Source organism: Siccirubricoccus sp. G192 (assembly GCF_019084075.1).
In the GTDB taxonomy this organism is placed as follows: domain Bacteria; phylum Pseudomonadota; class Alphaproteobacteria; order Acetobacterales; family Acetobacteraceae; genus G192.
In genome coordinates this window covers 1,080,604-1,099,320 of sequence record NZ_JAHREN010000001.1, presented here as the reverse complement: position 1 = coordinate 1,099,320, position 18,717 = coordinate 1,080,604, and the positions used below count along the sequence as shown (strand labels likewise).

Here is an 18,717-nt window from a genome sequence, read left to right as displayed (position 1 = left end):
TTGCAGCGGGGGCGAAAACGGCGTCTGATCCTGGGCGGGCCCGAAACGTGCCGCACACCGCGCGGACGTGGCGGACGGGAGGCCATGATGGTACGCAAGGCCATCGCGACCGGATTGTGCGTGCTGCTTCTTGCCGCCACCCGGCCCGCGAGCGCGGAGGATCGCGCGCTGCTGCAACTCGACTGGATCCCGACGGGCGAGCACGCCGCCTATTTCGCCGGCCTCGCCCGCGGCTTCTGGCGCGAACAGGGCATCGTCCTGTCGATCACTCGCGGCTACGGCTCGGGCGACACCGTGAACAAGGTTGCGGCAGGCGCCGCACAGTTCGGCGTGGCCGACATCGGTGCAGTGTTGGCGGCGCGCGCCCGGCAGAACGTGCCCGTGCGCTCCATATCCGCGGTCTACACCCATTCGCCGCACTCGCTCTTCGTGCTGCGCAGTTCCGGCATCACCAATTTCCGGGGGCTGGAGGGCAAGCGCATCGCGATCACCCCCGGCAACAGCCACCGCCTGTATTTCCCGGAAGTCGCCCGCCGCTCCGGCACGGACCCGAGCCGCATCACCTGGGTCAATACCGATGCCTCCGCCATGGCGGCGATGCTGATCAGCAAGCGGGTGGATGCCGCGCCCTTCTATTCCATGCACTGGTACTACCAAAACAAGGCGGCGCGCCGGGCGGGGGAGGAGATTGTCGTCCTGCCCTTCGTCGAGACCGGCTTTGCCATCTACGCCGCCTCCCTCATTGCAACAGATGAGCTGATCCAGCAGAACCCTGACCTGGTGCGCCGCTTCTTGCGCGGGGCGCAGAAGAGCTTCGAATGGGCCAATGCCAACCAGGCGGAAGCCTGCAAGCTGCATGTACAGCGCAATCCGGAGGTGGAGCAGGACGACTGCGAAGGCTCGCTCCGCGCCACCATGGGCTTCGTCTTCAACGACCATGAGCGGCAGACCGGCCTCGGTCGCTTCGACCCGGAGCGGCTGGCCTTCACCTGGAAGGTGGTGGCGGAGAGCCTGCAACTGGACCCGGCCTGGGACCCCACCCAGGCGGTCGATACCAGCCTGCTGCCGTGATCCGGCTGGAACGCGTCGGCAAGACCTTCCCCGGCCGGGAAGGCGGGGTGGAGGCGCTGCGCGAGGTCTCCCTGCGGGTCGCGCCGGGGGAATTCGTGGCCATCGTCGGCGCCTCCGGTTGCGGCAAGTCCACCCTGCTGCGGCTGGTGGCGGGGCTGGTGCCACCCAGCGCCGGGCGGGTCCTGCTGGACAGCGTGCCGGTGGAGGGGCCGCGCGCCGAGACCGCTATGGTCTTTCAGGCGCCCACCCTGCTGCCCTGGGCGGATGTGCTGCGCAACGTCACCTTCCCGCTACGCCTGATGAAGCGGGCCGGCCCCGCCACCGAGGATCGCGCCCGCGGCCTGCTGGCCACCGCCGGCCTTTCCGGCTTCGAGCACCGCTTGCCGCGTGAGCTTTCCGGCGGCATGCAGCAGCGCGTGGCGATCTGCCGCGCCCTGTTGCAGGAGCCGCGGGTGCTGCTGATGGACGAACCCTTCGGCGCCCTGGATGCCCTGACGCGGGAGGAGATGAGCCTGGAATTGCTGCGCATCTGGCAGGGCAGGCAGATGGCGGTGCTGTTCGTGACCCATTCCATCCCGGAAGCAGTGCTGCTGGCCGACCGCGTGGTGGTGATGTCGCCCCGCCCTGGCCGCGTTGCCGACATCATTGAGGTTGGCCTGCCCCGCCCGCGCGGCTTCGAGCAGGAGGGCAGCGATACGTTCCAGCACTGTGCCCGGCGCATCCGCGCCCTCATCTACGGCGACCGCCTGTCCCGTGCCGCCTGACCTGCCCCAGCCTGTCCCCGCTATGCAGGAAAGGCCTGCGGGACCGGCGGGTGGCGGTTTCCGCCTGCCTGCCGCCCTACGCGGCGCCGCCCCCGGCCTGCTGGCCGTCATTCTGCTGTTCCTGATCTGGGAGGCCGTCTGCCGCCTCTTCGGTATCCGCGAATTCCTGCTGCCGACGCCCTCCGCCATCTTTTCAGCCAGCATCGCCGCCTGGCCGCTGCTGCTATGGCATGCCTGGGCGACCTTCCTGACCGTGCTCTGGGGCTTCTTCGCCTCAGTTGCCATCTCCCTACCCCTGGCGATGCTGATCGCCTCCTCCCCCGCCGTCTCGGCCGCCATCTACCCGCTGCTGGTCATCACCCAATCCATCCCGAAGGTGGCGCTGGCGCCCATCCTCATCATCGCGCTCGGCGCCAATGAACTGCCACGCATCATCGTCACCTTCCTGGTCGCCTTCTTCCCGCTGGTAGTTGGCACCGTGGCCGGCCTGCTGGCGACGCCGCCGGAGCTGATCGAGCTCGGCCGCGCCTGTCGCGCCGGGCGGATGCAGGAGCTGTTGCGGATCCGCCTGCCCTTCGCCATCCCCTTCGTCTTCGGCGGGCTGAAGGTGGCGGCGGCGCTGGCGGTGGTCGGCGCCGTGGTGGCGGAATTCGTCGGCGCCGATGCCGGCCTTGGCTATCTCATCCAGACCTCCATGGCCTTCTTCCGCACGCCGCTCGCCTTCGCCGCGGTGGTGGCCCTGGCTATCATGGGTATCCTGATGTTCCAGGCGGTCTCGCTGACCGAGCGCCTGCTCTTCCCCTGGTCGAGTGGCGCCGAGCCGCCGGCCCCCGGTATCTGAGGGATCTCCACCATGGCTGCCATCGAACCCGGCTTCCTCCTCATCCGCGGCGCCCGCCTGGCGGATCCGGCCAGGCGCCGCGCCGAAGCGGCGGATGTGCTGATCCGGGACGGGATCATCCGTGAACTCGGCTCCGGCCTCGCCGCCCCCGAGGGCACCCGGATCATCGAAGCCAATGGGCTGCTAATCCATCCCGGGCTGATCAACGCGCATACCCATGGCCATACCGGCCTTTCCAAGGGCCAGGGCGACAAGTGGACGCTGGAATTGCTGCTGGCGGCCGCGCCCTGGATCGGCGGCAACCGCGCCACCGCGGACAAGAAGCTGAGCGCGATGATCTGCGCCGCCGAGATGGTGGCGAAGGGCTGCACCGCCGCCTACGACCTCTACTACGAATTCCCCTTGCCGACGCGCGAGGGGCTGGACGCCACCGCCGAAGCCTATGCCGAGATCGGCATGCGCGCCGTCATCGCCCCCATGGTCGCCGACCGCACCATGTACGAGGCGATCCCGGGCCTGATGGACGCCCTGCCCGATGCGCTGCAGCGGCAGGTGGAACGCCTTCGGCTGATGCCCTGGCAGCAGACGCTCTCCGCCATCGGCGACGTCCTGAAGCACTGGCGTTGGTCCGGCCAGGACATCCTGCCCGCCATCGCCCCCACCATCCCCCTGCACTGCGCCGACGAATTCATGTGCGGCTGTGCCAGGCTGGCGCGGGAGCACGGCGTCGGCCTGCACAGCCATGTCGGCGAGAGCAAGGTGCAGGCCGTGGCCGGCATGAAGCGCTACGGCAAGACCCTGGTGGCACATCTGGATGAGCTCGGCCTGCTCGGCCCAGACTTCACCGCGGCGCATGCCGTCTGGCTGGACGATGACGACCTGAAGCGCATGGCGGCACATGGCGCCTCCATGGCACACAACCCGGGCAGCAACATGCGGCTGGGCAACGGCATGTTCCGCCTGCGCCAGGCGCTGGATGCCGGCGTCAATATCGGCATCGGCACCGACGGCGCGAGCTGTGCCGATAACCAGAACATGTATGAGGCGATGCGCTACGCCTCCATGGTCTCCAAGGTGCAGGGGCCGGATCCGCGCCTCTGGGCCACCAGCGAGGAGGTCTACCGCGCCGCCACCCTGGGATCCGCCCAGGCGCTGGGCTTCAGGGGTCTCGGTGCCGTTGCGCCGGACATGAAGGCCGACATCGTTTTTCTCGATCTGAACGCGCTGAACTGGATCCCGCACAATTGGACCACGAACCAGATCGTGCATACCGAGGACGGGACCGCAGTAAAGCATGTGATGATCGGTGGCCGTTTCGTCTTCCGGGACGGCAGGCACACCACGATCGACCTGGCGAAACTGGCGGCGGAGGTTGAGGCGGCGCGGGAGCGGCTGGAGGCGCTGAACGCCGAATGGCACGGGTTTTATCAACGGCTGGAACCGGTGGTGGCCAGCTTTTGTCCCGCTATCGCGGCACAGCCCTACCATCTGCGCCGGTATCTCTGCGACGCTCCAAGGAATTGATCGACCCCCATCGGCTGGTCCAGGCACTACACAACTTCTGGGGCACGCCTCGCGCATACGCCCAGAGGTCCAACTCCCGCGAGATGAACTGGCAGCTCTGGTCAACACGGATGGATCCGGGCACACCATGCTGCCGCACTACCTCGTCCAGTGCTGTGGTGGCCTCCGCCGCGCTCGCCACCCGGCAGACCCGCAGGGTTCTGTCAGCACTCACGCCAACCCTGACCTCCCGAGTTGGAGGGCGAGTTCCGCCTACGCTGCCTCGAGGATGGCGCGCACAGCAGTGGCACGACGGAGGTGAAGCAGGCGGCGGCGATTGGCGGGGACGTGCTGGTTGTGGCGGCTCTGGAGGCGGAGGAAGTTGCGGAGTTCGTCATAGCTGCGGCAGAACCGCTCCGCTGAATCGAAGCTCTTGAAGCCGCGCATACATCGGATCCGGCCTTTCACGCCGCGATGATCTTGTTCCAGTCTATTGTTCTTGTAAGCGCTGGTGCGATGGACAACCCGCCGGCCGAGAGTGCTGCGGATGGCTCGCGGGTAGGAGCCGTGCCCGTCCGTGGTCACCTGGTTGGGGACTTGGCCGGTGGCCGACTGTGCCGAGCGGAAGAAGGCCTGGGCCGCCGCCATGTCCCGGTGCTCGCTCAGCATCGTGTCCACGAGGTCACCATTGCGATCGATGGCGCGATACAAATAGCACCAACGTCCCCGCACCTTCAGGTAGGTTGCGTCGATATGCCAGCGACGGCTGCGGGGGCCGCCCCTGCCGTGCCGCCGCTGCCGGAGTTCGCCGGCCAGGATGGGCGCAAGCTTCGCTTCCCAGTCGCGCACAGCTTCATGGCTGAAGACGATCCCGCGCTGGAGGAACATCTCGCTGAGGTCGCGTAGGGTCAGGCGGTAGCGCAGCCGCCACAGCACCACCAGCGCGATGACGTCGCTCGGGTACTGCGCCCGGTTCAGCAGGCCGGCGCTCCGCTCGTTGAACTGCTTCCCGCAATCGCGGCAGCGGAACCGCCGATAGCCCTGGGCGGTGCAGTCCGGCCGCTCAGTGACAGCGGACGAACCGCAGCAGACGCATTCCATTCCCGAGACCCTGGCCAGTATTCAGCAGGCCCGGAGCCTACCCGCCGCTGCCCGGGCGGCCAAACCAAGCGTCGCGGGCGCGAAGCCTGACAGAACCCCCCGTAGCTGCGCAGGCCATCGGTGATGAGGCGCTTGGGCTTGTACTTGAGCCCGGCGAGCAGACGCTTGAAGAAGCGCTTCGCAGCCCTGGCATTCCGGCGGCCCTGCACCAGGATGTCGAGCACGACACCGTGCTGGTCCACGGCGCGCCAGAGAAGTGCAGCTCGCCATTAATCTTCAGGAACACTTCATCAAGGTGCCAGGTATCGCCCGGCTCCAGCCGGCGCTGCCGGACCTTGCGGGCGAAGTCAGCGCCGAACTTGAGGCACCACTGGCGAATGCTCTCGTGGCTGACCGTGATGCCCCGCTCGGCGAGGAGCAGTTCCACCTCTCGGAAGCTCAGGCCGAAGACGTGGTAGAGCCAGACGGCGTAGCTGATGATCTCGGCCGGAAAGCGGTATCCGGGGTAGGTGGCGGGCTCGAACGTCATACAGCCAGCATGCCCCAGCTACTTCGTTCCAGCCAGAGAGTGCGTAGTGGACAATGCCCAGCTTACGTGTCGCGCCTACCGCAACGGGCCTAGCTTGCCAACTTCCATCGCCTTGATTTGCAGCGCCAGATATTTCGAGTTGATCCGGCACTGCGACAGGCCTCCGGCGATGAACCACAGGCCCTGCTGCGGCGTGCGCTTGTACATGTTATTCAGCTCGCCATCCTCGCCGATGCCCCAGACGGGTCCGATGCGCTGAACTATTTCCTCGCCCAGCGCGCGGCGGACCAGTTCCTGTTGCGGGTAGTATCCGGTCGCCAGCACGATGAGGTCGGCGGGCACGGTCGAGCCATCCTTCAGCAGCGCGCCGTCGGCGTTAAAGCGCTCGATTTGATCGTACTGCAGCAGACCCAGATCGCCCTTGATCAGCAACGCTGAGCTGCCGGCGTCGAGGTTATAGCCGCCGCCTCGCCGGAAATATTTCATCTGGTGGCCGGTCTCGTCCTCGCCGACATCGTGCTTGAAGCCGATTCGCTTGAGGCCCGCGATCATCTCCCGGTCGAGTTCCAGCATGCGCTGTGTCACAGCCTTGTAAGCCTTGATGACAATCGGCGGCGGCGCGGAGGCGACGATCAGGTCACAGTCCTCCAGCGCCCCGCCCTCATCCCAAATCGCCTCGTTGAGCCTGGCACTCGGGTCGATCGACACAACGGTCGTGGAGCCGCGCTGGATGAGCGTCGTGTTCACACCGTGGCTGTGCAGATCGAGCGCGATGTCGTTTGCACTGCTGCCGGTCCCCAGGATGAGCGCGTTCTTCCCCTGCCAGTCCACGCCGCTGTCGAAGCCTTCGGAATGAATGACCCGCCCCTCGAACTCGTCCAGGCTAGGAAGATCCGGGATCATAGGATAGCTGCTGACGCCGTTGGCGAAGACCAGGTGCCGCGGCCGGACCTTGCGCTTGCTCCCGTCGGAGCTCCTCAACACCGCGGTCCAGCACTTGTCGCCTTCGTTCCACGCGCCGCTGACGAACTCGGCGTCCGTCCAGCAGTTGATCTCGAGCACGTCGGCGTAGAACTCGAACCAGCTCCCTAGCATGTCTTTCGGGATATACTTCGGCCAGGTCGGTGGGAATTCCAGGTAGGGGAGGTGGTTCAGATGGATCGAGTTGTGCAGTGCCAGCGAATGGTAGCGCTTCCGCCAGCTATCGCCAATGCGCGGCCATTTCTCGACGACGAGCGTGTCGACGCCTAGCTGGTTGAGGCGGGCGGCAATTGAGAGGCCGGCCTGTGCGCCGCCGATTACCAGAACGGCGGGTTCCCGATCCTCATAGGCCACGGCCTTGCGGCGCACATCCGCCCAGTTGTCGCCGCCGAAATTTCGCGAATAGGCGGCTCCGGTCGGCCGGTTGGCGCCAGTCTTCTCCTCGTGGCCGGTCAAGGCCTCGAGCGTGGTCGATAGCAGCCACGCCTTCATCGCGCCACCGAACTCAGGCGGCGCCGACAGGCGGACGATACCGGCACCGCGGCCAACCACGGTCCTGAACTCAAAGATCGCTTCGATGCTGTCGATGCCGAGGCGCGTCACCCGCCGCGGCGGTTTGCGGCCACGCGGCAGGTGGAAACCATGCGCGCCAATGGCCGATTGCACCGCGGCGAGGCGTTCAGCAATGCTGTCCCGCTCCGCGATGGACGTGAAATCCCAAGTGAAGGCCAGCACATCGCGCCAGTGGGAGTCATCGTGGAACAGGGCGCCGACCCGCGCCACGTCGCAAGCGGCCAGCGCTGCCTCGAAGGCGCCGAGCCAGTCTACGACGGTGCGGCGCGCCTGTTCCGCGGCCTGGAACTCCTGCAGGGCCTGGTTGAAATCGTCCATCATCTCCTCACCGGGACGCATCGCTCTCGCAGCTTGATCTGCTTGAAGCAGCATTAGCGGGATGGGTTGCCAGCCTGCACCATCGAGCAGCCCCCCTGCCCGAGGGGACGGTAGCTCTCCTCCAACGGAACCTCCCGCAGCAGGCGATAGACATCGTAGCGCCCGTGCGATTCCGCCGGCGCCTTCACCTGGAACATATAGACTGGGCTGGTACGCCGGCCGTCGGCCCGGATGGAACCTCGACCGAACAGTGGATCTTCCGTCGGCATGGCCTTCATCCGGGCGACGACGGCGCGGCCATCGGTCGAGCCGTGCTCGGCATCGACGGCGCGCAGGTAGTGCGTCACCGCGGCGTAGACATTGGCCTGCAGGGCGGAAGGCATCTTGCCGCCGTTGTGCTCGGCGAAGCGGCGGGAGAAGGCGCGGGTCTGGTCGTTCAGGTCCCAATACCAGTTCGAAGCGATGGTCGCGCCCTGGGTCGATTCCAGCCCGAGGGCGACGATATCCGGCACATAGACCGCGAGACCAACGACCTGCTGGCCACGCCGGGTCAGCCCGAACTCGCCCGCCTGCTTCATCGCGTTGATGAAGTCCGCTTGCGAATTAGCGAGCGCGACCACCTGTGCCCGCGATGCCTGGGCTTGCAGCAGTACCGACGAGAAGTCGGTGGCGCCGAGGGGGTGACGCACCGCTCCGAGGACGCGGCCGCCGGCTCGCGTCACGGCCTCGGAGGACTGCTTCTCGAGGTCATGCCCGAAGGCGTAGTCGGCGGTGATGTAGAACCAGGTGCTGCCGCCATTCTGGACCAGGGAGCGGCTCGGTACGTTCGACATCGACCAGGTGTCGAGCGAATAATGGATGAGGTTGGGCGAGCAGGCATCGCCGGAGAGGCGGCTCGAGACCGCGGCGGTGACCAGGGCCACGCGGTTGGCGTTGCGGACCACCTCGCCGACCGCCAGGGCGACCGCCGAGTTGGGCAGATCGACGATGGCGTCGATGCCGTCTGTATCCACCCAGCGGCGGGCGAGGCTCGAGGCGACATCCGCCTTGCTCTGGTGGTCGCCCGAGACGACCTGCACCGGCAGGCCGGCGGCGCGCCCACCGAAATCCTCCACCGCCATCTGCGCCGCCACCACGGAGCCAGGACCGGCGACATCCGCGAAGCTGCCCGAGAGGTCGCTCATGACGCCGATCCGGATGGCGTCGCGCGGGCGTTGCTGAGCTGGCGCCGGCAGCGCTAGGGCCAAGCCAAGGGCCAGCATGATGCCGGCCAACAGGTGACGTCGCATTCTTGCTTTCCTCCCTTTGGTTCTCGCCGGAACTATCTGCCTGGCACCGGCAGAGTCATTCGCCGCGGCCGGAGAACTCCTTCTCCACCATGCCCGTCAGTCCAGCCCGATGGCGGGCTTCGGACAGCATGGAAGGGAGCGGCCTGGCGTAGTGCCCTGCCCGGCTGACGCCGAGTCCAAGCGCCGACCGGGCGCCGGCCATGAAGCTGGCATAGTGGAACAGCGTCCCGAGCGCGTCCAGCACGACCGCGCCATGGAGTTGCCGCACGCCATGGCGCCAGACGAACTCGTTGAGGAAGCCATCGGCCGGAATGAGCACCTCGGCGCCCCTTGCCACCAGACGGTAACAGGCAGCGGTGAAGGCATCGAGCAAGGGCCGCGCCTGAGCGTCGTCGCCTTCGAGCATGTACTCGTCGATCGGCGGCTGCATCGGCACCACGCCCGCCAGCCTGGCGGCGAGGCCGTAGGCATGCGTCAGTTCCTCGTGCCGGGCACGCTGGTTCTCTTCCAGCGTCACCATTCCGAAGCGCCGCCCCACCGAGCAGGCGACCAGCATGCAGGTCTCGGACAGGCCGACGCAGGGAATGTCGACCAGCGAGCGCACTTCGCGCAGGGCCGGGTCATGGAAGCAGCCGAGAGCGAAGGCATCGTAGCCCGCGCGCTCGGCCGCCAGGGCAGCCTCGCATATTTGAGCTTCGTTCAGGAACTCAAGGTAGCGATGCCGGATGGCGTGGATTGGCGCAAAGTCTGGCCCATAGGTGCCAGGGCGCAGGCCGTGCAGGGTGACAGTGGTGTCGCTGGGCAAGACATCGGCGGCGTGCCGCTGCAAGGTCGTGCGGTACAGCGGCACGCGATCCAAATCGCTGAAGCTCTGGTGCCAGATGCGCATCGTCCTGGGCGTTTCCGTATATTCTAGCCCTGCGAGCTTAACAGAAGAAATTTGCGCTACCAGAGCCTGGGCACGGCTCTGTGGCGCGCCGCCTTGTTGCACCGATCGCCCGCCTTGATGGCTTCGGGTAGGGTGAGGCCGGAGCGTGTCCCCTCACCGGGCGTTGGTGCAGGGAGCCGGGCCGGGTGGTCCAGTGGCGGCCAAGCCGTTACGCTCTTGGGCATGCCCTTCAAGCACAACGCCGCCCGCCGCCACCGCATCCCAAGGGGCCGCTACCGGGTCCAGAACTCGCCAGCCTACGAGGCCGGGCTACGGCGGCGTGGTGACCTGACGCTCTGGCTCGATGAGGATGCCGTGACCGGGAGGCAAGCGCCAGGGCGGACCACGCCGGGCAGCCGAAGGTCGTCCCGGACGGCCCGCCGCACCTGGTGATCGACAGCACCGGCCTGAAGCTGTTCGGTCAAGGCGAGTGAGATGAGGCGAAGCACGGCCGGACGCGCCGGTCCTGGCGCAAGCTGCATCTTGCCGTGGACGCCGGCGCCGGCGAGATCGTCGCCTGCAGACCCGGACACCAGAGGGGACCGGGATCATCCGCGCAGCGCCGCCAGCACGCGCCGCAGGGCCACGATGCTGATCGCCTCAGGAACCCGGACCGCGGTGCCGTCCGGCAGCACGATCACGATGCGGGCGTCGGGTTCGCGTCCTGGATCGGCAGCGGGCGGGGATGCGGCCGATGTGCCCTGCGGCTCTGGTGGCGGCAGTTCCGGCACAATGCGCAGGGGCACGAAGGCCGGCTCCTCGGCCACCAGCGTGCCGCGCCTCTGCGCATGCCGCCACTGCCACAACAGGCCACGGCTGACCTCGTACCGGCGCGCCGCCTCGGCAAACTTCACCCCAGGCTCGTCCAGTCCGGCCAGGATCCGCTGTTTCTCCTCCGGCCGCCAGCGCCGCCGCCGCTCAACCCCGGTGATGATCTCCATCCCGCCACCCGCTTCCGCCCTTAACGGCGCTTCAAAGAACGCTCATTGGAACCAGGGCAGGTTCACACCAGCCGCAGTAGGCGGCCGTTACCGGAGGGATACGAACATATTCGGCCCGAACGATGTCATGGATGCCAGGACGCTTCCAGGCATCCGGACGCCGAACACGCCCTCCTTCTTCAACTCCTCGGCCAAGCGCGACCACACGGCACGTACCATGCGGGTGGCGGTAATGGGCGCGCTTGGAACCCTGGCACTGCGCCCGGGCTGATTGGGCGGCGGTTGCCGTAATGTGGTACTCAGCCCTGCCGCTCTGACCATCTTTCGCGGACCGTGAAGAGTGCTTTTAAGCCCGCGGCGCTCACAGCGGTTGCGTTGCGGCGCGAGGCGGTGAACCCTGCCCGCGAACACAGACAGGGAACGGCAGGGTCGCCATGGCAGGATCCACCAGGCAGGAGGTTTTTGATCTTGTCGTCGTCGGCTGCGGCGTAGCGGGCCTTTCGGCGGCAACGGCGGCGGCGGAGGGCGGCGCGCGCGTGGCGGTGCTGGAACGCGCGCCGCGCGAGGAGCGGGGCGGTCAGTCCCGCTGGACCGAGGCCTATCTCCGCATGAAGAGCCATACGGAGGTGACCGACGATTTCGAGGCGATGCTCGCCGAGAACGGCTCGCCCCCCTATCTTGATCCCGACCTGGCCCAGGAGGTGGCGCGCGGAACGGAGCATCGTGCCGGCCATGCACGTGGCGTCGCGCTGCTGGATCCGGAGGTGGTCGGCACCTTCGCCGACGAGGCCGGGCCGACCATCGCCTGGCTCAAAGGCCTCGGCGTCCGCTTCGACTTCCTGCCTACCCAATTCCTGACCAGGTCGCAACCGCGGCTGCTGCCGGTCGGCGGCGGCGCCGCGCTGGTGGAGGCGCTGGCCGCGCGCGCCGAGACACTCGGTGTCGCCTTCCACTATGAGACCACGGCGCAGAGCCTGATCCAGGACGAGGAAGGACGCGTCACCGGGGTGGTCGCGCGCGCCGAGGGCGGACTGCGCCGCTTTCGCGGCCCCGTGGCGCTGGCCGCCGGCGGCTTCGAGGGCAATGGCGAGATGCTGACGCGCTATCTCGGCCCACGCTCGGTCTATTTGCGGCCGGTCTGCAAGGGCGCGAACTACAACCGCGGCGAGGGCATCCGCATGGCGCTCGACATCGGCGCGGCGGCCAGCGGCGACTTCGGCAGCTATCACGCCGAGCCGGTGGACCCGCGTTCCGGCATTGCCGAGCCCTCGGTCTTCATCTTCCCCTACGGCATCCTGGTGAACAAGGAAGGCGTCCGCTTCTGTGACGAGGCGCCGGGCACGGTGGATGCGTATTACGAGCGGGTGACGCGTCGCATCTACGAGCAGGCCGAGGGCATCGCCTGGGTGGTGCTGGATGCGCGGCACATGCGCATCCCGAATTACAGGCTCGGCATCCGCACGGACAAGCCGCCAGTCGTGGGGCAGAGCATTGCCGAACTGGCCCGCGCCATCGGGCTGCGGCCGGAGGCGCTGCAAGCCACGGTCGAGACCTACAACGCCGCCTGCGCGGAGGGCGAGTGGAAGCCCCTTGAATTGGACGGGCTGGCGACGAAGGGTCTCCACCCCCGAAATCGAACTGGGCGATGCCGCTGGTCGAGCCCCCCTTCCACGCCTATCCGATCGTCTCCTCGAACGTCTTCACCTTCGGTGGGGTGAAGGTGGACGGCCAGGCCCGCGTGCTAGACGCGAATGACCGCCCGATCCCTGGCCTCTACGCCGCGGGCGAGGTGGTAGGAATGTATTGGGGCAACTACACCGGCGCGACCTCCGTGCTGAAGGGCCTGGTGTTCGGCCGGCTCGCCGGCACCGACGCTGCCCGGCGGCGGCCCAACGCTTGAGCGCGCAGCCCCTCGCCGGGCGCGTCGCGCTGGTCACCGGCGCGGCCGGCGGCATCGGCCGCGCGACAGCGGCGGCGCTGGCCGAGGCCGGTGCCGCGCTGGCGCTGGCCGATGTGAAGGAGCCGGCGGCACCGCCGGGCGCGCTTGCCATGGCGGTGGACGTGACGCGGCGCGACGAGGTCCTCGCGATGGTCGCGCGCAGTGTGGAGTGCTTCGGTCGTCTCGACATCCTGGTGAACGTGGCGGGCGTGGTCTCCACCGGCCCGGCCGCGACGCTGGCCGAAGCGGAGTGGGACCGCGTGCTCGATATCAACCTGAAGGGCACCTTCCTCTGCTGCCAGGCGGCGATCCCGGCGATGCGGGCGAACCGCTATGGGCGGATCGTCAATATCGGCTCGATTGTCGGCAAGAACGGCGGGAATGCGCGCGCCTGGCTCGACAAGGCGGAACTCGATCGCGCCGGCAACGTCGCCTATGGCGTCTCCAAGGCCGGCGTGCACGCGCTGACCTTCTTCCTGGCGCGCGAGGTGGCCTCGGAGGGCATCACCGTCAATGCGGTGGCGCCAGGCCCGATCGCCTCGGACATGACCACGAACTTCCCGGCCGCACTGCGGGCACTGATCCCGGTGGGGCGCATGGGGCGCGCGGAGGAGGTGGCGGGGGCGATCGCTTTCCTCGCCGGCCCCTCGGCGGGTTTCATCACCGGCGAAGTGCTCGACGTGAACGGCGGCATGTGGGCCGACTGAGCGGTCCTGCCGGCGAAGGGCGCAGCCCGACGCCGCAGATCGGCCGGCAAGATATAAGGGGAGTGACCATGCGCATCTGGCACCACAGCTTCACCGTGCTGCAGAACCTGCCGCCCTATGCGGAGGCGCTGAAGCAGCACTTCGCGCGTGTCGCGGCACCAGGGACCGAGGTGGTGATGCACGGCATGCACCCACGCACCTACCAGACCGAGTATCCCGGCAACGACATCCAATACGCCTATTTCCAGACGTTGCACAGCCAGCAATTCGTCACGGGCGCGATCGCGGCGGAGGAGCAGGGCTTCGACGCCTTCGCGCTGACCACCCTGCCCGAACCGTCGCTGCAGGAGATCCGCAGCCTGGTGGACATCCCGGTGGTTGGCTACGGCGAGAGCGCGATGCTGGCGGCCTCGATGCTCGGCCAACGGATTGGCGTGCTGCTGTTCATCCGTGGCATGGCCGGCACGGTGGAGCGCAATGTGGAGCGGATGGGCCTCTCCTCCCGCTTTGTCGGCGCGCATGACGTGAGCTTCGGCTTCAACGATGTGCTCACCGCCTATGCCGGCGATACGGCTCCGCTGATCGAGCGCTTCCGGGCCGATGCCCGCGCCCTGATCGCACGTGGCGCCGACGTGATCATTCCGGGTGAGGCGCCCCTCTGCCTGCTTCTGGCGAAGAGTGGCGTGAACGAGGTGGATGGCGTGCCGGTGGTGGACTCGCTCGCGGCGACGATCAAGGTGGCGGAGATGATGGCCGGGCTGAAGCGCGCCACCGGCGTCTCGCCCTGTCGCCGCGGCTACTTCCAGGCCAGGCCGCCGCGCGAGCGGGTGAAGGAGCTGCTGAGCTTCTACGGCCTCGACCAGGTGGCGAACCGCCCGGCCTGAGGCGGAAACGGTCGGAGGGGACGACGATGCTGAGGCGGAATTTCTTCAGGATGGCGGCGCTCGCGGCACTGCCTGGAGCGGCGCGCGCGCAGGAGCGGTTTCCCGCGCGCCCGATGCGCATCATCATCCCCTTCGCGGCGGGTGGCAGCACGGACATCCTGGCACGCACCTGCGCGCAGCTTCTGACGGATCGGCTCGGCCAGTCCGTGGTGCCGGAGAATATCACCGGCGCCGGCGGCACCATCGGCGCGCAGCGCGCGCTGGAGGCGCCGGCGGATGGCTACACGCTGCTGGCTGGAACGCCCGGGCCGGTCACCATCAATCCCCAGCTGCTGCCGCATATCGCATATCATCCGCTGCGCGACTTCGAGCCGGTGGTCTTCGTCGGCGACAGCCCCGCCGTGGTAGTGGTGCGCCGTGACAGCCAGATCCGCTCGGTGCGCGAGCTGGTGGAGCGCGCCAAGGCGCAGCCCGGGCGCATGACCTTCGCCTCGGCCGGCATCGGCTCCTTCGCCCATCTGAGCGGCGAGCTGTTCAATCGCCGCGCCGGCGTCGACATTTCCCATGTGCCCTATCGTGGCACAGCGCCCGCGGCGACGGACCTGCTGGCCGGCCACGTGGACGTGATGTTCGAGAACTACCCCTCCGTGCAGCCTTATATTCCCTCCGGAGACATGCGGGTCCTGGCGATCGGCGCGCGGCAGCGCTCCGCCCTGCTGCCGGGCGTGCCGACGCTGATCGAGGAGGGCGTGCCGGACTACGAGTCCACCTCCTGGTTCGGCCTCTTCGCCCGCGCCGGCACGCCGACGGCCAGGATCGCCATGGTGAACGCCGCAGTCAATGAGGGCCTGCGCGCGCCCGCGCTGCGCGAGCGACTCGCCGGCATGGGGGTGGAACCGGTGGGCGGCAGCCCGGCGGAGTTCCGCAGCTACATCACGCGACGCTTCGAGGAAACCGGCGCGCTGATCCGCGACGCACGTATAACAACCGATTAGAAAAAGAGCCATGCAGAGGAAAACCAACCACACGCCGCGCCGCAGCGTCCTGCTCGCGGCGGCCGGACTGCTCGCCCTGCCAGGCGTCGCGCGCGCGCAGGCTTGGGCACCCACCCGCCCTGTGCGCTTAGTCGTCGCTTATCCGCCGGGCGGCGCGACCGATCTCGTGGCGCGCTGGGTCGCGCGCGAGCTTACGCCACGGCTTGGCCAGCCCGTGGTGGTGGAGAACCGACCGGGTGCGAACGGCATCCTCGGCTCGCAAGCCGTGCAGCAAGCGGCACCCGACGGGCACACGCTGATCTTCACCACGGCGGATACCCATTCGGTCAACCCGGTCGTCTACCGCCGCCTGCCCTATCAGCCGCAGAACTTCGTCCCGGTCTCGGCCGTGGCGCGGCTGGTATTCTCGCTCGTCACGCGGCCCGGCCTGGGTACGCGCAGCGTGCGGGAGTTCGTGGATCTCGCGAAGAGCCGCGCCGCGAACTCGCTCACTTTCGCCTCCTGGGGCATCGCCAGCACCTCGCAGGTGATGATGGAGACCTTCAAGTTCGAGACCGGGACGGAGATGCAGCACGTGCCGTTCCAGGGTGCCGCGCCGGCCGTCACCGCGCTGCTCTCCGACCAGGTGGATTCGATGATGCTGCCGGTCGCGGTGGCGTTGTCGCAGGGCGGCCGCCTGCCCATCCTCGGCGTCGCGACGGCACGGCGCTTCCCGGCCGTGCCGCAGGTGCCCACCCTTACCGAGGAAGGCATCAACCTGACGGGCGATCTCTGGCTCTCCATCCTTGCCCCGCCCGGCACACCGGAGCCGATCGCGGAGCGCATCGCACAGGAGACGCAGGCTTTCGTCCGCAAGCCGGAGGCGCTTGACTTCCTCACCCCCAACGGGCTGATCGCGGACACTGCTGAGCGCAGGCGCTTCATTACCTACCTGCAGGAAGAGGACGCGATCTGGCGTGCCCGCGTCGCGCGGCTGAACGTCCGCCTCGACGACTGACTCTTAACGAGAAGAGAGAACGACATGCGCTCGATCTACCTGGTGCTCGACATGGAGAACGACCTGGTCGCGGAGGAGGGGCCCAACGGCAAGGGCCCGCTCGGCGCGCAGGTCCGTGCCCGCGGCATCATCCCCCGCACCGCCGCCGCCATTGCCAAGGCGCGCGCCGCCGGCGTGCCGATCGGCTATGTCCGCGTCGGCTTCTCCCCCGACTATCGCGAGGCGCCGAGCACCTCGGCGATCTTCAGCGGGGCGAAGCAGCACGGGCTGTTCAAGCTCGGCACCTGGGGGACCGAGGTGCACAAGGACCTGGCGCCGCAGCCCGGTGATTTCGACATCGTGAAGCACCGCGTCAGCCCCTTCTATGCAACGAACCTCGAAGCGATCCTGCGCGCGCACGGCATTCAGCGCATCTTCTGCTCCGGCGTCTCGACCATCGCCGTCGTGCAGGGGACGGTGCGGGATGCGCATGATCGCGACTATGTCGTGACCGTGCTGGAGGATTGCTGCGCCTCCCCGACGGCCGAGGACCATGAGGCGGCGATCCGCGTGCTGCAGCGCTTCGCCACCTTCACCACCTCCGACACGGTGGACTTCTCCGGCTGATCCCGGCGGGGCGCGCCCGATACGGCGCGCCCTGGCCCTTCCACCTTCCGGCGCCTCGGACCTTCGGGTTCGGGGCGTCTTGCGTTTCGGTGGCCCGCCGATCCTCCGCGGTCGTGAATGGAGTTTTCGCGGATGGCATGGTTCATGCGTCTGGACCTCGCACACCGCTAGCCGGTAGCGTCCCGTCGTGCCGCGATGCGGCGCCAAGGATCAACGGCGACAGGACACGGCGATGGGCAGGACGGACACAGTCGAGGCGGCCGACGTGATCGTGGTCGGCGCCGGCAATGCGGCGATGTGCGCGGCACTGTCCGCACAGGAGGCCGGGGCCCGCGTGCTGGTGCTGGAGCGCGCGCCGGAGGGCGACCGCGGCGGCAACAGCGCCCATAGCGGCGGCGCCTTCCGCACCGTCTATGAGGACGCCGAAGACCTGAAGCGCATCATCCCCGACCTCACCGATGCTGAGATCGAGATGACCGATTTCGGCACCTACACGCGCGATACCTTCTTCGACGACTGCATGCGCCTGTCCAACTGGCGCGCCAATGCGGACCTGATTGAGGTGCTGGTGGACCGCAGCCTCGGGACGATGGTCTGGATGCGCGAGAAGGGGGTGCGATTCGTCCCGATCTATGGTCGGCAAGCCTTTAAGGTGGATGGCCGATTCAAGTTCTGGGGCGGCCTGACAGTGGAGGCCGTCGGTGGTGGCCGGGGCCTGATGGACATGCTCTTTGCCTCGGCCGGGAAGCGCGGCATCCGCGTTCTCTACAACTCACGCGCGGTCGGGCTGCTAGCCGGCGATGACGGCATACACGGGGTCGAGGTAATACATGATGGCAAGCGCCGCATACTGCGCGCAAAGGCCATCGTGCTCGGCAGCGGTGGCTTCCATGCGAATGCGGAGTGGCGCGCCCGCTATCTCGGCCCGGACTGGGACCTCGCCAAGCCGCGCGGCACGCGCTTCAACACCGGCGATGGCATCCAGATGGCGCGCGATGCCGGCGCCATGTCCTACGGCCACTGGTCCGGCTGCCACTCCGTCGCCTATGATCGCTGCGCGCCCGAATTCGGCGAACTCGGCCTGGTTGGGCAGCAGAAGAACGGTTTCCCCATGGGAATCATGGTGAACCTGCATGGCGAGCGCTTCTTCAACGAGGGCGCCGACTTCCGCAACTACATCTACGCCACGCTCGGCAAGGCCGTGCTGCAGCAGCCTTCCGGCCTCGCCTGGCAGATCTTCGACCAGCAGGTCGCGCACCTTCTCTCCGATGAGTACCGCATCCGCCAGATCACCAAGGTGCAGGCGGACACGATCGAGGAACTGGCCGAGAAGATGGGCGACCTGGACCGCGAGGGCTTCCTGCGCACGGTGCGCGAGTGGAACGCCGCCGTGCGCACGGATGTGCCCTTCAACCCGAACATCCGCGACGGGCGCGGCACGGCGGGCCTCAAGGTGCCCAAGACGAACTGGGCGAACCCGCTGACCAAGCCGCCCTTCATCGCGATCGGCATCACCTGCGGCGTCACCTGCACCTATGGCGGCATCCGCGTGAATGAGGGCGCGCAGGTGGTCAGCGAGGACGGGCCGGTGATCCCTGGCCTCTTCGCCACCGGCGAGATGGTCGGTGGCCTCTACTACACAGGCTATCCGGGCGGCGCCGGATTGATGTCCGGCTCGGTCTTCGGCCGCCTCGCGGGCAGCGGCGCAGCGGCCCATGCGGCGCGGGCCGGCAACACGGGTAGGGCGTGA

At 68.0% G+C, this 18,717-nt stretch carries 16 protein-coding genes and 3 pseudogenes; 13 read left to right on the top strand and 6 right to left on the bottom strand.

Features of this window, described 5'->3' with window-relative positions; translation table 11 throughout:
* Window positions 1–84 precede the first annotated feature (84 nt).
* From KSF81_RS05260 to KSF81_RS05245, 4 genes are read left to right on the top strand one after another with little or no spacing between them, the layout of a single operon-like run.
* Window positions 85–1,071 carry an ABC transporter substrate-binding protein gene (locus tag KSF81_RS05260; RefSeq protein ID WP_254453371.1) on the top strand — a complete coding sequence of 329 codons (987 nt, stop codon included), beginning with the start codon at window positions 85–87 and terminating at the stop codon, window positions 1,069–1,071.
* Entirely contained in the window at window positions 1,068–1,835 is a 768-nt protein-coding gene (locus KSF81_RS05255) for an ABC transporter ATP-binding protein (protein ID WP_217378084.1), read from the top strand. The genes KSF81_RS05260 and KSF81_RS05255 overlap by 4 nt, the downstream gene beginning before the upstream one ends.
* A gap of 22 nt (window positions 1,836–1,857) precedes the next feature.
* Window positions 1,858–2,676 carry an ABC transporter permease gene (locus KSF81_RS05250; protein ID WP_217378083.1) on the top strand — a complete coding sequence of 273 codons (819 nt, stop codon included), beginning with the start codon at window positions 1,858–1,860 and terminating at the stop codon, window positions 2,674–2,676.
* Between the two features lie 12 nt (window positions 2,677–2,688).
* Window positions 2,689–4,200, top strand: a complete 1,512-nt coding sequence (locus KSF81_RS05245) for an amidohydrolase family protein (RefSeq protein ID WP_217378082.1) — start codon at window positions 2,689–2,691, stop codon at window positions 4,198–4,200.
* A gap of 252 nt (window positions 4,201–4,452) precedes the next feature.
* Here KSF81_RS05245 and KSF81_RS05240 read toward each other — a convergent pair whose 3' ends face one another.
* From KSF81_RS05240 to KSF81_RS05220, 5 genes and pseudogenes are all read right to left on the bottom strand, one after another.
* Window positions 4,453–5,280, bottom strand: coding sequence for an IS6 family transposase (locus tag KSF81_RS05240; RefSeq protein WP_217378061.1), 828 nt, complete (start codon window positions 5,278–5,280; stop codon window positions 4,453–4,455).
* A gap of 161 nt (window positions 5,281–5,441) precedes the next feature.
* Window positions 5,442–5,489: pseudogene (locus KSF81_RS31890) on the bottom strand (hypothetical protein); the annotation flags it as partial.
* Window positions 5,490–5,884: 395 nt separating this feature from the next.
* Window positions 5,885–7,681, bottom strand: coding sequence for an NAD(P)/FAD-dependent oxidoreductase (locus KSF81_RS05230; protein WP_217378079.1), 1,797 nt, complete (start codon window positions 7,679–7,681; stop codon window positions 5,885–5,887).
* Window positions 7,682–7,734: 53 nt separating this feature from the next.
* Window positions 7,735–8,970 carry an ABC transporter substrate-binding protein gene (locus KSF81_RS05225; RefSeq protein WP_217378078.1) on the bottom strand — a complete coding sequence of 412 codons (1,236 nt, stop codon included), beginning with the start codon at window positions 8,968–8,970 and terminating at the stop codon, window positions 7,735–7,737.
* A gap of 55 nt (window positions 8,971–9,025) precedes the next feature.
* On the bottom strand, window positions 9,026–9,859 hold the full coding sequence (locus KSF81_RS05220) for an aspartate/glutamate racemase family protein (protein WP_217378077.1): 834 nt from the start codon (window positions 9,857–9,859) through the stop codon (window positions 9,026–9,028).
* Window positions 9,860–10,081: 222 nt separating this feature from the next.
* Between KSF81_RS05220 and KSF81_RS29115 the strand changes: the two are divergent.
* Window positions 10,082–10,416: pseudogene (locus KSF81_RS29115) on the top strand (transposase); the annotation flags it as partial.
* 30 nt (window positions 10,417–10,446) lie between these two features.
* Here KSF81_RS29115 and tnpA read toward each other — a convergent pair.
* Window positions 10,447–10,839 (bottom strand): IS66-like element accessory protein TnpA, encoded by a 393-nt coding sequence (tnpA, locus tag KSF81_RS05215; RefSeq protein WP_217378076.1) that lies wholly within the window; start codon window positions 10,837–10,839, stop codon window positions 10,447–10,449.
* Between the two features lie 431 nt (window positions 10,840–11,270).
* Here tnpA and KSF81_RS05210 point away from each other — a divergent pair.
* From KSF81_RS05210 to tcuA, 8 genes and pseudogenes are all read left to right on the top strand, one after another.
* Window positions 11,271–12,557: pseudogene (locus KSF81_RS05210) on the top strand (FAD-dependent oxidoreductase); the annotation flags it as partial.
* On the top strand, window positions 12,485–12,739 hold the full coding sequence (locus KSF81_RS05205; RefSeq protein WP_217378074.1) for an FAD-binding protein: 255 nt from the start codon (window positions 12,485–12,487) through the stop codon (window positions 12,737–12,739). The pseudogene KSF81_RS05210 and the gene KSF81_RS05205, both read left to right, overlap by 73 nt.
* Window positions 12,736–13,485 carry an SDR family NAD(P)-dependent oxidoreductase gene (locus tag KSF81_RS05200; protein WP_217378073.1) on the top strand — a complete coding sequence of 250 codons (750 nt, stop codon included), beginning with the start codon at window positions 12,736–12,738 and terminating at the stop codon, window positions 13,483–13,485. Before KSF81_RS05205 ends, KSF81_RS05200 begins: the two co-directional genes overlap by 4 nt.
* A 68-nt stretch (window positions 13,486–13,553) precedes the next feature.
* A complete protein-coding gene (locus tag KSF81_RS05195) occupies window positions 13,554–14,369 on the top strand; it encodes an aspartate/glutamate racemase family protein (RefSeq protein ID WP_254453874.1) in 816 nt (271 codons plus the stop codon).
* Window positions 14,370–14,395: 26 nt separating this feature from the next.
* Window positions 14,396–15,364 (top strand): tripartite tricarboxylate transporter substrate binding protein, encoded by a 969-nt coding sequence (locus KSF81_RS05190; protein ID WP_217378071.1) that lies wholly within the window; start codon window positions 14,396–14,398, stop codon window positions 15,362–15,364.
* 10 nt (window positions 15,365–15,374) lie between these two features.
* Window positions 15,375–16,361, top strand: a complete 987-nt coding sequence (locus tag KSF81_RS05185) for a tripartite tricarboxylate transporter substrate binding protein (protein WP_217378070.1) — start codon at window positions 15,375–15,377, stop codon at window positions 16,359–16,361.
* 24 nt (window positions 16,362–16,385) lie between these two features.
* Window positions 16,386–16,967, top strand: coding sequence for a cysteine hydrolase family protein (locus KSF81_RS05180; RefSeq protein WP_217378069.1), 582 nt, complete (start codon window positions 16,386–16,388; stop codon window positions 16,965–16,967).
* A 187-nt stretch (window positions 16,968–17,154) separates the two neighbouring features.
* A complete protein-coding gene (tcuA, locus tag KSF81_RS05175; RefSeq protein WP_309139478.1) occupies window positions 17,155–18,717 on the top strand; it encodes an FAD-dependent tricarballylate dehydrogenase TcuA in 1,563 nt (520 codons plus the stop codon).

Bases quoted from the DNA above. Each gene is read 5' to 3' on its own strand.
- KSF81_RS05185 (WP_217378070.1), top strand. From the start codon at position 15,375: ATGCAGAGGAAAACCAACCACACGCCGCGCCGCAGCGTCCTGCTCGCG.
- KSF81_RS05205 (WP_217378074.1), top strand. From the start codon at position 12,485: ATGCCGCTGGTCGAGCCCCCCTTCCACGCCTATCCGATCGTCTCCTCG.
- KSF81_RS05250 (WP_217378083.1), top strand. From the start codon at position 1,858: ATGCAGGAAAGGCCTGCGGGACCGGCGGGTGGCGGTTTCCGCCTGCCT.
- KSF81_RS05240 (WP_217378061.1), bottom strand. From the start codon at position 5,280: ATGGAATGCGTCTGCTGCGGTTCGTCCGCTGTCACTGAGCGGCCGGAC.
- KSF81_RS05220 (WP_217378077.1), bottom strand. From the start codon at position 9,859: ATGCGCATCTGGCACCAGAGCTTCAGCGATTTGGATCGCGTGCCGCTG.
- KSF81_RS05180 (WP_217378069.1), top strand. From the start codon at position 16,386: ATGCGCTCGATCTACCTGGTGCTCGACATGGAGAACGACCTGGTCGCG.
- KSF81_RS05245 (WP_217378082.1), top strand. From the start codon at position 2,689: ATGGCTGCCATCGAACCCGGCTTCCTCCTCATCCGCGGCGCCCGCCTG.
- KSF81_RS05190 (WP_217378071.1), top strand. From the start codon at position 14,396: ATGCTGAGGCGGAATTTCTTCAGGATGGCGGCGCTCGCGGCACTGCCT.
- KSF81_RS05260 (WP_254453371.1), top strand. From the start codon at position 85: ATGATGGTACGCAAGGCCATCGCGACCGGATTGTGCGTGCTGCTTCTT.
- tnpA (WP_217378076.1), bottom strand. From the start codon at position 10,839: ATGGAGATCATCACCGGGGTTGAGCGGCGGCGGCGCTGGCGGCCGGAG.
- KSF81_RS05230 (WP_217378079.1), bottom strand. From the start codon at position 7,681: ATGGACGATTTCAACCAGGCCCTGCAGGAGTTCCAGGCCGCGGAACAG.
- KSF81_RS05225 (WP_217378078.1), bottom strand. From the start codon at position 8,970: ATGCGACGTCACCTGTTGGCCGGCATCATGCTGGCCCTTGGCTTGGCC.
- KSF81_RS05195 (WP_254453874.1), top strand. From the start codon at position 13,554: ATGCGCATCTGGCACCACAGCTTCACCGTGCTGCAGAACCTGCCGCCC.